9 protein-coding genes and 2 tRNA genes are annotated in these 12,891 nt (G+C 55.0%); 7 read left to right on the top strand and 4 right to left on the bottom strand.

The annotated features are described in order from the left end of the window. Window positions 1–138: 138 nt before the first annotated feature. From B5F38_RS11765 to B5F38_RS11755, 3 genes are all read left to right on the top strand, one after another. Window positions 139–1,425, top strand: a complete 1,287-nt coding sequence (locus tag B5F38_RS11765) for an NAD(P)/FAD-dependent oxidoreductase (protein WP_087409420.1) — start codon at window positions 139–141, stop codon at window positions 1,423–1,425. Window positions 1,426–1,478: 53 nt separating this feature from the next. Then, window positions 1,479–2,297 carry an META domain-containing protein gene (locus B5F38_RS11760; protein WP_087409419.1) on the top strand — a complete coding sequence of 273 codons (819 nt, stop codon included), beginning with the start codon at window positions 1,479–1,481 and terminating at the stop codon, window positions 2,295–2,297. A 297-nt stretch (window positions 2,298–2,594) separates the two neighbouring features. Beyond that, window positions 2,595–4,085: a hypothetical protein gene (locus B5F38_RS11755; RefSeq protein ID WP_143240974.1), complete on the top strand. Its 1,491-nt coding sequence runs from the start codon at window positions 2,595–2,597 to the stop codon at window positions 4,083–4,085. 415 nt (window positions 4,086–4,500) lie between these two features. Here B5F38_RS11755 and B5F38_RS11750 read toward each other — a convergent pair. The 4 genes from B5F38_RS11750 to serB all read right to left on the bottom strand — a co-directional run bounded on the left by B5F38_RS11750 (window position 4,501) and on the right by serB (window position 8,386). Then, window positions 4,501–4,574 (bottom strand) — tRNA-Arg (locus B5F38_RS11750). Window positions 4,575–4,632: 58 nt separating this feature from the next. After that, a tRNA-Arg gene (locus B5F38_RS11745) sits at window positions 4,633–4,706 on the bottom strand. 124 nt (window positions 4,707–4,830) lie between these two features. Then, window positions 4,831–7,119, bottom strand: a complete 2,289-nt coding sequence (locus tag B5F38_RS11740; RefSeq protein ID WP_087409417.1) for a patatin-like phospholipase family protein — start codon at window positions 7,117–7,119, stop codon at window positions 4,831–4,833. Window positions 7,120–7,159: 40 nt separating this feature from the next. Beyond that, the gene (gene serB, locus B5F38_RS11735) at window positions 7,160–8,386 is read right to left on the bottom strand and encodes a phosphoserine phosphatase SerB (RefSeq protein ID WP_087409437.1); all 1,227 of its coding nucleotides are present in this window, start codon (window positions 8,384–8,386) and stop codon (window positions 7,160–7,162) included. Between the two features lie 543 nt (window positions 8,387–8,929). Here serB and B5F38_RS11730 point away from each other — a divergent pair. From B5F38_RS11730 to B5F38_RS11715, 4 genes are all read left to right on the top strand, one after another. Further along, window positions 8,930–9,421: a TlpA disulfide reductase family protein gene (locus B5F38_RS11730; RefSeq protein ID WP_087409416.1), complete on the top strand. Its 492-nt coding sequence runs from the start codon at window positions 8,930–8,932 to the stop codon at window positions 9,419–9,421. Window positions 9,422–9,665: 244 nt separating this feature from the next. After that, the gene (locus B5F38_RS11725) at window positions 9,666–10,217 is read left to right on the top strand and encodes a DUF4924 family protein (protein ID WP_087409436.1); all 552 of its coding nucleotides are present in this window, start codon (window positions 9,666–9,668) and stop codon (window positions 10,215–10,217) included. Window positions 10,218–10,233: 16 nt separating this feature from the next. After that, on the top strand, window positions 10,234–11,100 hold the full coding sequence (gene rfbD / locus B5F38_RS11720) for a dTDP-4-dehydrorhamnose reductase (RefSeq protein ID WP_087409415.1): 867 nt from the start codon (window positions 10,234–10,236) through the stop codon (window positions 11,098–11,100). Between the two features lie 4 nt (window positions 11,101–11,104). Then, window positions 11,105–12,685 (top strand): peptide chain release factor 3, encoded by a 1,581-nt coding sequence (locus B5F38_RS11715; protein WP_087409414.1) that lies wholly within the window; start codon window positions 11,105–11,107, stop codon window positions 12,683–12,685. The last annotated feature ends 206 nt before the right edge of the window (window positions 12,686–12,891 follow it).

The following is a 12,891-nucleotide window of genomic DNA, read 5'->3' as shown; positions in this document are numbered from 1 at the left end:
ATCATCGCAAGGGCGTGAAAATTTTATAAGTTTTTTCTTTTCTCGCCACCGCCATGAACATTTTTTACAGCCGGCTGTCTTATAGGGAACAGACCAAACTTTTTTATTATCTTTACACCCCCAAAAATTTACACAGACATGACAACAGACAAACATAACGAAAATGAGTTGAAGCACCTCGTCATCGTGGGTGGCGGGTTTGCAGGCTTCCTGCTGTCGAAAAAAATCGACCACCGACAATACCGGGTGACACTGGTAGACCGGAAAAACTTTCATGCTTTCCCGCCTCTGTTTTACCAGATAGCCTCATCGGGTCTCGAGCCGGCGGCCATCTGCTTCCCCTTCCGAAAAGAGTTGCGCAAACTGCGTCACGTGCGGTTCCACATGGGCGAAGCCCTCTCGGTCGATACCGAAAAACGAGAACTCATCACCAACACCGGGACCATCCCGTACGACTATCTGGTGCTGGCCACGGGTACGACCAACAACTTTTTCAACATGCCCGAATTGCGGGAACGGGTCTATACCCTTAAATCAACTGCCGAAGCTATCAGACTGAGAAACGAGATATTGTTCTGCTTGGAGCGGGCCTGTACCTGCGCCGATGCCGAATCGCGCCGCACGCTGCTCTGCTTTACCGTCGTGGGCGGAGGTCCTACCGGAGTAGAGATTGCGGGTGCTTTGGGTGAAATGAAGAAGTACATTCTGGCTCGGGAATACCCCGAGATCAGTCCTAGCGATATGCGCGTCGTTATCGTCGAAGGTTCAGACCGCCTCTTGCAGAATATGAGTACCGAAGCCTCTACCAAGTCGCGCCAATACCTCGAAGAGCTCGAGGTCGAGGTGATGACGGGCCATACCATGAAATCGTTCGAGAACTATGTGGCAAGCCTCGACAACGGAGAGCAAATCAAAAGCCATACCCTCATCTGGACCGCCGGTATCACCGGCCAACCGCTGGAGGGTATCCCGGCCGAATCTATCGCCAGAGGAAAACGCATCATCACCGACGAATACAACCGGGTGAAAGGGTGCGACCGCATCTTTGCCATCGGCGATATTGCCCTGCTTACCGAGAAGAATTACCCCAAAGGCCACCCGCAGGTGGCCCAGGTGGCCATCCAACAGAGCGAACTGCTGGCCCAGAATCTGAACAAGGGGAGCTTCGACACCCCCTTCCACTACAAGGACAAGGGCAACATGGCCACCATCGGCCGCAACAAGGCGGTAGCCGACCTGCCTCACCTGAAGCTCTACGGCCGTCCCGCCTGGTTCACCTGGATGGGAGTACACCTCGTATCCATACTGGGTATGAAAAACAAGATTATCACGCTGCTCAACTGGTGCTGGTACTACTTCACCTATAACGCCACGCTGCGGCTGCTGATACGTCCTACCCGATTCCCGAAACGGAACGAGGAGTAACCGCCCGGTCACACACCGATACTTTTTTTTGTAAACAGATAAAATACGGAACCATGAGATACAAGTTGCTTACCCCGCTGGGCGTGCTGTTGCTGCTGTCGTTTACAGCCTGCAAAACGACCCAGAAGAGCGCTGTCGTCGAAAAGGAGGAGACCGAAACGCAAGAGCCCCGCAAGATACCGACCATCCCCCGCGAAGAGTTCGGCGGGACGTGGATTATCGCCACGGCCGAACGCCACGACGTGGTGGGCGAAACACCGGCCGAAATCACCTTCGACCTGGCCACCGGCCGCATCTATGGCAACGACGGCTGCAACGTAGTGAACGGCACTTTCGCCCTCGGCGACGAGAACGAGCTGGAGTTCGGGTCGCTCATCTCGACCCAAAAGGATTGCGGACCCGAAGTGACCGACCGCGCCGTACTCCGCGCCCTGAACAATACCCGCTCCTACAAGCGGGCTCACGGCGACGAGTTGCGCATCAGACTGTGCGATCGTCGGGGCCGCACCGTAATGACACTCGAGAAGCGACAGGTCGACCTGCTGAACGGGGCCTGGCGAGTGACAGCCATCGAGGGAACCGCCATCGCCGAAAAGCAGCCCAAACTGGTTATCGACATACCCGAGGCCAAACTCTCGGGCTTTGCCGGCTGCAACCGCATATTCGGGCACATCGCACTGGACGGGACTCCCTGTGGCATTGCCTTCACGCAGGTGGCCTCTACCCGCAAGAGCTGCCCCGAGATGGAAACCGAGACCCAGTTGCTCGCGGCTCTCGAGCTGGTGACCGGCTTCTACCCGATAGACGACACCCACGCCGTGCTCTACCAACACCCCGATACCCCCCTCATCACCCTCGAGAAGGGACTTTAATCGGGCCAAACCCATCCAAGAAATTGTTTTGTCACAGGAAATAAATGCCCTCGAAAGGTGCATTTGTTTCCTTTTTTTCGTATCTTTGTAAAAGATAGGAGGCGGTTCGACATTGCCCAACCCAGACCCCTGTTCCGGTTGGCCTCTGCACTCAACTCTCGCTATCCTTGTAAAAGACAGAAAAACCAGAAGGAATCGAATGATGAAAAACACAATCTTTCATTGAACCCTAATCCTTCACTTCTCGATTGTATCAGTGTCAGTCCTGCATATTCACCTTAAATAAAATAACTGCTTATGAAAAAAATTTCTACTCTTCTCCTGTTGGCCGCTCTCTCTACCGGCTCATTCAGTCTGCAAGCCGCCTATTCGGGGGTGGGCACCTTCAACAAGATTGCTTCGGCCAGTGAAATCACTACGGGGTCATACGTATTCATGGCCAACGATCAAGCCATGAGCAACGACTTCAACAAACGCTTCACAGCCGTAGCTCTCACTTATGCCGACGGTACCAAAACATCGATTACCGACCCCGATGCCAGCATCGTCTTCGACATCGTAGCCGATAACGGTACCCTCACCATCACCAACGGCGACCGCATCGTGGCCTACAAGGGCGACGGTACCGAGTTTACCTTCAACACCAGCCACGCTCAGGATGCCACACTGGAACAGTGGACGGCCGCAGATGGCACGAAAGGTATCATCGTGAAAAACGTAAACACCAACACCCGCTACATCATGTTGCGCGAATCGTCGGGTACCTTCGGTGTCTATGCCAGCTCGAACGAAAACAGCTCGGACTACTTCACCCTCACCTTGTTCAAGAAGGCCGACAACGGCATCTCGCCCGAATTGGCCTTTGACAACGGGAAAGACCGCTACAAAACTTTTGCCGAGGGGTATACCTTCAGCAGCACAGCCTCTTCAAAATCGGCAAGCCCCATCGCATACAGCAGCTCCAACACGGCTGTCGCCACCATCGACAACAGCGGCACCGTGACCCTCAAAGGTGTGGGTGAGACCGAAATCAAAGCCGAAGTGGCCGCCAACGACACCTACGAAGGTGCCGCCGTCAGCTACAAACTGACCGTAGTCAACCCGTCGGCCGAACTGCCCTATGTGACCAGTTTCAAAAACGGTCTGGGCGACTGGCTCAACTACTGCGCAACCGGCACCCTGCCCTGGGAGTCGCACGAGAACTACGGTGCCCAAATCAACGGCTACAACAAGGGAACCAGCGAAACCTGGCTGGTATCGCCCGCTGTATCGAACGAGACGGTATACCTGGCTTTCTCGGCCTACACGAAGTATACCGGCAGCGAAGGCACCGGCCTTTTCCTGCTCTACTCGACAAACTTCGACCCCAACGCCATGGATAGCCCCGCCGAGGCAACCTGGACCGAAATCACCGACCAGGCCAACTGGCCGGCCGAAGGTTCGGGCGAAACCGTAGCCTCGGGTACCATCACGCTCTCGGGCTTGACGGCTCCCGTTCGTGTCGCCTTCAAATATACCTGTGGCGAAGAAGCTTCGCAATGGTCGCTCACCGACTTGATTCTGTCGAACCAGACTCCCGGCTCGGTCGACGAGACTACCCTCTCGGGTCTGAAGGTAATCAGCGGTCGAGGCGAAATCACGCTTCTCACCGACCAGGAGACCGAGATTGCGGTCTATGCCCTCACCGGAGCCCAGGTACTCCGCACCACTGTGGCTGCCGGCAGCACACCTATTGCCCTGCCGGCCGGTATCTATCTGGTGAACGGTGTTAAGGTTATCGTATTCTAAGGAAACTAAAAAAAGAGTCTATTCCCAAGGGCTGCACCCGAAACATCGGATGCAGCCCTTGCTCTTTACGGGTCAGTCGACATCAAGCCGACTTATGAAAGCAAACTAATAAAATAGTTTATATACTATTATAATAATTCCATTTGAAACTATAAGCCTCTTCACGCTCCCAGCTCGACAGCTTCTGTAAAAAATGAAGCCGACCGATACCGGGTGACCCGGATATACATAAGAACTCGCCGACGAGAAGTCTATCTCGCCGCTTGCGTCAAGACCAGAAACGGGCGGGAAAGCCAGTAGAGGCAGATATGAAGCCCGAAATAATCGGGAGGTGTGATTTTGCAAACAGAGGAGAGCGGGAAACGACAGGTATAAAAAAAGAGATAGTCACCCGTGAGAGCGACTATCTCTTGAGTGACTCCAACAGGATTCAAACCTGTAACCTTCTGATCCGTAGTCAGATGCTCTATTCAGTTAAGCTATGGAGCCAATCCTTAATTTTGTTTTTTCATATCGACCGCCCTCGCTCGGACGGCTTTGCTCTGAGTGACTCCAACAGGATTCAAACCTGTAACCTTCTGATCCGTAGTCAGATGCTCTATTCAGTTAAGCTATGGAGCCGTTTGCGGATGCAAAGATAAGTATAATTTTATTCGCGTGTATCTTTTTTTCGAGTTTTTTTATCGCTTTTTTTTGCAGAAACTGCTATCGGTCCTATTTTCAGGCGCATAGAACTCCATTTTTTTTACTCGAGGAACTTGGGACTGAATACCAACAAACCTATATTGATACCGAAATTCCAGTTGCGAGCAGGATAATCGTAGTAGTTGGCATAGAGAGCTATCGAGGCAAACGAGAGATTCAGCACCACCGAGCTCTCGCCCATAAAGTGATATTTGGAGAAAGCCCGCCCGTAATAGGGCTCGTAATTGGCCCCTTCGTATATCTGTCGGAAAGGAGCAAAAAGGTAGAACTCGTTGCGGAATTGCAGGTTGTTCATAATCTTCCAGATGGGAATGACACCTGCGGCCAGATATTGCGTGGAGCGGAAGGCCGGGTTGAAGATGGTCTGGCTGTGCGGCGTAGGGGTAAAGGCCGGAGCTTGGGCTATGGTCGAGGTATAGTTGCTCAGGAGCCCCTTGCTCGAGACGACAGCCTTACCGCGAAGGCCCAGCACGAATTTATTGCTTATCGGGAGATAGGTGTGTATGTTGCCCTCGAGCTGCAGCCACGAGAGGGTTTGTGTCGAGTTGGACTGCAAAGTGGTGTCGTAGGGGCGGAACCGCTCTTTGCCATAGGCAAGCAGCCCCAGCACCGAACAGTCGGTGCCGGCCGTGGGATACATGTAGCTGTCGAGGTTGTTGCGGTCGAACTTCATCGAGGCCACAAACAGATTGTAGAGGCTGCGGTCCTGCTCGTTGGTCGAGAAGTCTACGGTATTGGACTGGTAATACTTGTCGGTCATCGAGCCATAGCCTACCGACACGACGGCCTTGGAACTGGTGAGGAAGGGCAACCCCAAACGCAGCTTCACGTACTGCTCGGACTGCGTGACAAACGAGGGCATGCGGTCGGAGTAGAAAAGGGTCTCGTTCTGGTAGAACTTCTGTTTCGACGCGACGGCCTGCATCTTGAGGTACATGGGAATGGCGGTCTTCAGGTCGAACCGGGCCGAGAGTATCCCCGACGTATACGACTGACCTATCTGCCCCGTGAGGTCGACATCGAGCGAGTTGAGGCTCACGGTGCGGTAATGGGCTCCGATGCAAATCTGGTTCGAACTGGTCGACGAGATAAAGCCTCCCATCCCCACCGACAACTGGTCGTGCACCTTGGCCTTGAGGTCGAGATTGAAGAGGCCGCTCGCCTTGTCGTAGCGAGCGTGGGGTATGAGGTCGGATATTTTCCCGTCGGAGATAGTCTTGTAGTAAGCCGCCTTGGCATCCTCGTCGGTAAAACGATTGCCGGTCTCGAATTGACGCCTGATATACTCCTTCTGCTGGTGATTTCCCCCCTCGACCGAGACGCTGTCGAACACCAGGTCGGGAGTCTTGCTCTTGAATACCATGCGCTGCAACTGCCGGGTCTCCTGCGACAACTCTCGGGGAATACGACTCTTGATCGAGTCCATCAGCTCCATGGCATAGTCATACCCGATTTTGGCAATCTGCCGGGCTTTGGGAAAATCGAGCAGTCCCACATCACTCAGATTGAACCGCATCAGAATACCATCCTCGGGATCGAGTGTATAGTCACTCTTCTGCATAACCATATTCTCGATTTGGTTGATGAGGTCGTCTTCCTTGGGTTTATCTATTTTAGAGGCTACGATGCTGCCGATAATAATATCGGGATTGAAGTCCGACTTCATCACATCGACCGGGAAATTGTTGTAGATACCCCCGTCGTAAACCAGCACACTGTCAATCTCGATGGGCTTGAAAACGAAGGGAAAACTCATCGAAGCCCGCACGGCATCGCCCAAATCGCCATCGCGCAGCACCAGCTCGCGCTTGTGATAGACATCGGAAGCCACAGCCCGGAAAGGTACGAAAAGGTTGTCGAAATTCCCGTCGCACTGGGCCGAATAGGGGGCAAACAGGCTCATAAAGGCGTAGTTCATGGGGAACGGATTGATGAGGCTGTTGGGCAGGAAATGCGGCTCGAACTTGGTGGAGTCTTGCAAAGCGACGTTGAACGTAACGATTTCGGGCGTCGGGTCGGGTTTCTTGAAGTAGTAGACATAGCGCTCGTCGAAGATACCCCGCGACCACAGGTTGAAGTCGTCGGAGAGAATCAGGTTCAGCATATCGTCGGGCGTGTAGCCCATGGCATACCAGGCACCCACGATAGCCCCCATCGACGTACCGGCTACATAGTCAATAGGCACATTGTTCTCTTCGAGCGCCTTGATGATACCGATATGCGCTATACCCTTGGCTCCGCCACCACTCAACACCAAACCAACCGTCTGGGCCGGCACATGCACCCAGACATACAACGAGACTAACAGTAGCAACCAAATTCGTTTCATAGCCAATCGCAACAATTTCGAGATGCGACAATATTATACGTTATTTCGTTTCGGAGATAAACGAATCCTTAAATCCGATAAAGTAGAGCACACCGTCGAGCCCGATGGTCGAAATCGACTGGCTGGCATTCTCTTTCACCTTGGGTTTGGCATGATAGGCAATGCCCAGTCCGGCGGTGCTGAGCATGGGCAGGTCGTTGGCACCGTCGCCCACGGCTATGGTCTGGGCAATATCTACATGCTCGACCTGAGCGATGAGTTTCAGCAGCTCGGCCTTGCGGCGGCCGTCGACAATATCGCCCACGTAGCGGCCGGTCAGTTTCCCGTCGACAATCTCCAGCTCGTTGGCATAGACATAGTCGATGCCATAGCGTTGTTTCAGGTAGTTGCCGAAGTAGGTGAATCCACCCGAGAGGATGGCAATCTTGAATCCGGCCCGTTTCAGCACCTGCATCAGGCGGTCTACCCCCTCGGTCACCGGCAGCGACTCGGCGATCTCTTTCATCACCGACTCGTCCAGACCCTTGAGCAGGCTCACCCGGCGGGTAAAGCTCTCGCAGAAGTCTATCTCGCCCCGCATGGCCGACTCGGTAATCGCCTTCACCTCGTCGCCTACCCCGGCGCGCATAGCCAGCTCGTCGATTACCTCGGTCTCGATCAGGGTCGAATCCATATCGAAGCATATCAAGCGGCGGCAGCGGCGGTAGATACTGTCCTCCTGCAGCGAGATGTCGATACCCAACTGCGACGAGAGCTGCATGAACGACGACTGCATGGCCACCTTGTTTTTAGGCGTACCGCGCACCGACAGCTCGATGCACGACTTGGGCGGCCGCACATTCTCGTCGAGGGGGATACGCCCCGTAAGCCGCTGGATGGCGTCGATGTTCAACCCCTGCTCGGCCACGATGCGGGTCACCTCGCCTATCTGGCGGGCCGTGATGCAACGCCCCAGGATGGTAATAATGTAGCGGTTCTTGCCCTGCAGCCCTACCCAGCTGTTGTACTCCTCCTCGCTGATGGGCGAGAAGCGGATATTCACGTCGAGCTCATAAGCCTTGAACAAGAGGTCTTTGAGAATGTCGCCCGACTTGGTCTCGTCGGTCTTGAAGAGGATACCCAGCGAGAGGGTGTGGTGAATATCGGCTTGGCCGATGTCCAGAATGAATGCGTCGTAACGCGCCAATACTTCGGTCAATGCCGTGGTTACACCCGGCTTGTCATCGCCCGATATGTTGATAAGAATAATTTCTGCCTTTGGTTTCATCATCTTTTTTACTACATCTGTTTAGATTAAGCAGAGCAGTCCCCTCCGCAAAAACCGAAGCCCGACCAACGGGCTACCCGGGACCGCACTGCCGACTATCGATCCAAGCCACAAAGATAATGCAATCGGCGGCAGAAACAAAGAGTTTTCTCCCAGACTTCGCGGCGACAACCCATCTTTTACCACCCCTGAAGAAAAACGGAACAGCTCCCTCCCATCCCCCTCGACCGACCAATCGGTGCAGCCAGATGTTCCCTGAAGAAAAACGAAGTTCAAAAAAGAGATTTTTCAAGCACGAGCGAGTGTTGTTAACAGCCCATACAACACTGTATATCAATACACTACGAATTATACTATGTTAAATACCCGAGAATATTTGGTTAATTCCCTAAAAACCTTCAACTTTGCCGTCGAATTTATGGGTTCCCGTCAGCAAAGGAAGCGTCCCGAGCAAGAGGAACTAACCGCTGAAAATCAGCGGGGTCTGCCGTTTCGGTGTGATGCCCCCAACGTCAGATTTAGTATGAACCATAACACTTCAGTATGAAGAAAACCAAGTCAGTTATTGGTATGCTGGCGTTGATTTTGTTGTTTTCTTCGGCCTTCAACCCGAACAAAACGGGTCTGAAAGAGGGTGAGCGAGCCCCGCAGCTGAGCCTGCAAAACGCCGATGACAGCGTCTCGCTCCAATCGTTGAAAGGCCGGTACGTACTGTTGAACTTCTGGGCAGGCTACGACGCCCCCTCGCGTATGGAGAACATACGCTACGCCCGGGAAATCGACAAGAGCGGACTCGAAAACATCAGCCTCGTGTCGGTATCGTTCGATACCAACCGCAAGGTCTTCGAAGAGACCATCAAACGAGACGGCTTGAACGCAGCTACCCAATTCTATGACAAAGACGGCTCACGGTCGGATATATTCGACAATTACCGTCTGAGCAAAGGATTCGCCAGTTATCTGATTTCGCCCGAGGGTGTTATCATCGCCAAAGACCCGAATCCGGAACATTTGACAAAACTTATTCGTCAATAATCAAAAACCGCCGCTGTACATTTTTGTTCAACGGCGGTTTTCTTTTTTTTCGCATACCCCACCCTCGCGCTCGCGTGCACGCGCTGGCGAGCGGACTATCGTTTATTTTTACCCGGTAACATTGCGACAGCAAACGATTTGTATTAACTTTGCAGCCAATTTCGGGGACGACTCTCCGGCCATTGCCGCGGGGCTGCCGCTCACCCCCCCCCCGAAGGGTCAACTTGCAAAGAAAGGCAACAACATGATTATCGCCAGCCAAAAGAAAAAAGAGAATATCGCCGAATACCTGTTGTACATGTGGCAGATCGAAGACCTCATACGGGCTTACGGGCTGGACATAGACCGCATACAGCAACAGATTATCGACCCCTACGACATCTCGCCCGAACAGAAGAAGGCGATGCGCGAGTGGTACGAGTCGCTCATCGACATGATGCACGCCGAGGGGGTGGAACAGAAGGGCCACCTGCAACTGAACAAAAACGTGCTCATCGACCTCACCGACCTGCACCTGCGGCTGCTCAAGTCGCCCCGCGAGCCCTTCTACGGCGCGGCCTTCTTCAAGACCCTCCCCTACATCGTCGAGCTGCGGGCCAAGTCGGGCGACGAGAAAGCCGGCGAGCTGGAGACCTGCTTCAACGCCCTCTACGGCGTGTTGCTGCTGCGGCTGCAGAAGAAGGAGATCAAGCCCGACACCTTGAAGGCCATCCAGCAAATATCGTCGTTCCTCTCGCTCCTGGCCGAAAAATACAAGCAGGACAAGGCGGGCGAACTGAAACTCGAAAACGATTAAAAAACAGATACGAACCATGACAAAAAGAGTTCTTATTACCGGCGCAAACGGCCAACTGGGCCACGAGATGCGCAACGTACTGGATGGCGACGACCGCTTCGAAGCCATCTTCACCGACGTAGCCGAACTCGACATCTGCGATGCCGAAGCCGTGAACCGGGCTGTCGCCGACAACCGCGTGGACTACATCGTGAACTGTGCCGCCTATACCCAGGTCGACAAGGCCGAAGACAACGTGGAGCTGTGCCGCAAAATCAACGCCACGGCCGTCGAGAACCTGGCCCGTGCCGCCGCAGCCTGCGGGGCCCGCATGATACACGTCTCGACCGACTACGTATTCAACGGACGGGGATACCGCCCCTACACCGAGGATATGACGCCCGACCCCCAATCGGTCTACGGCTCCACCAAACTCGAGGGCGAACAGGCCCTGATGCGCCTCTGCCCCCAGAGCGCCATCATCCGCACCGCCTGGCTCTACTCGCCCTACGGCAACAACTTCGTGAAGACCATGATGCGGCTGGGCACCGAACGCGACGAGCTCTCGGTCGTAGCCGACCAGATAGGCACCCCCACCTGTGCCGCCGACCTGGCCCGCGCCATCCTCGCCGTGCTCACGGCCGAGACCTTCGTGCCGGGCATCTACCACTTCTCCGACGAAGGGGCCTGCAGCTGGTACGACTTCACCGTCGCCATCCACCGTCTGGCCGGCATCACCTGCCGGGTGAAACCCATCCGCAGCGACGAGTACCCCAGCCGGGCACACCGCCCCTTCTACAGCGTGCTCGACAAGAGCAAAATCAAACAGACCTACGGCATCACCATCCCCCACTGGTACGAGAGCCTGTCGCATTGCATAGAAATTTTACAAGAAACCCGTTAACATCGTGAGTACACTTACAGAGGAAATCAGTAAACGCAGAACATTCGCCATCATCAGCCACCCCGATGCCGGTAAAACCACCCTCACCGAAAAGCTGCTGCTTTTCGGCGGTGCCATCCACATTGCCGGGGCGGTCAAGTCGAACAAAATCAAAAAGACCGCTACATCCGACTGGATGGAGATCGAGAAACAGCGTGGCATCTCGGTAGCCACCTCGGTCATGGGCTTCAACTACGGCGACTACAAGATAAACATTCTCGACACCCCCGGCCACCAGGATTTTGCCGAGGACACCTACCGCACCCTCACGGCGGTCGACAGCGTCATCATCGTCGTCGACGTGGCCAAGGGCGTGGAGACCCAGACCCGCAAGCTCATGGAGGTGTGCCGCATGCGCAACACGCCCGTTATCGTCTTTGTCAACAAGCTCGACCGCGAGGGGCGCGACCCCTTCGACATCCTCGACGAGCTGGAGTCGGAGCTCAAAATCAACGTCCGCCCGCTCAGCTGGCCCATCAACATCGGCCAGAAGTTCAAGGGCGTATACAACATCTACGAGCAGAACCTCAACCTCTTCACCCCCAACAAGCAGGTGGTGACCGAGCGCATCGAGCTCGACGACGTGAACAGCCCCGAACTCGAAGCCTACATCGGCGAGCAGGATGCCGAGAAGCTGCGGGCCGACCTCGAGCTCATCGAGGGGGTATACCCCGAGTTCAACGTCGACGACTACCTGGCCGCCCGCACGGCGCCCGTCTTCTTCGGCTCGGCCCTCAACATGTTCGGTGTCAAGGAGTTGCTCGACTGCTTCGTGAAGATTGCCCCCTCGCCCCGCCCCGTCCAGGCCGTGGAGCGGCTGGTGCGTCCCGAGGAGGAGAACTTCACCGGTTTCGTCTTCAAGATTCACGCCAACATGGACCCCAACCACCGCAGCTGCATCGCCTTCGTCAAGGTATGCTCGGGCAAGTTCGAGCGCAACGCCAACTACAAGCACGTGCGCAACAACAAGATGATGCGATTCTCGAGCCCCACCGCCTTCATGGCCCAGAAGAAATCGGTCGTCGACGAGGCATACCCCGGCGACATCGTGGGTCTGCCCGATACCGGCAACTTCAAGATCGGCGACACCCTCACCTGCGGCGAAGAGCTCCACTTCAAGGGGCTCCCCAGCTTCTCGCCCGAGATGTTCAAGTATATCGAAAACGACGACCCCATGAAGTCGAAACAGCTCAACAAGGGCATCGACCAGCTCATGGACGAGGGCGTGGCCCAGCTCTTCATCAGCCAGTTCAACGGCCGCAAGATCATCGGCACCGTGGGGCAGCTGCAGTTCGAGGTCATTCAGTACCGACTGCTCCACGAGTATGGCGCCCAGTGCCGCTGGGAGCCCATCAGCCTCTACAAGGCCTGCTGGATCGAGAGCGACGACCCCGAGGCCCTCGAGGCCTTCAAGAAACGCAAGCACCAGTTCATGAGTGTCGACCGCGACGGGCGCGACGTCTTCATGGCCGACTCGAGCTATGTGCTGCAAATGGCCCAGACCGATTTCCCCAAAATCAAGTTCCACTTCACCTCCGAGTTCTAAGTCCGGGGGGAGGCGGAAAGAACGATACTCCACTCCACACAGGGGGCTGTGCTTCGGCACGGCCCCCTGTGCTTTTCCCGCCCGGGGCAGATGCCGTGCCTCCCCCCGGACTTAGAACTCGGAGGTGAAGTGGAACTTGATTTTGGGGAAATCGGTCTGGGCCATTTGCAGCACATAGCTCGAGTCGGCCATGAAGACGTCGCGCC

Origin of the sequence: Barnesiella sp. An22, assembly GCF_002159975.1 — a bacterium.
GTDB lineage: Bacteria > Bacteroidota > Bacteroidia > Bacteroidales > Barnesiellaceae > Barnesiella > Barnesiella merdigallinarum.
Note: the sequence above shows the minus strand (reverse complement) of the source record. Positions and strands in the feature narration are given on the sequence as shown.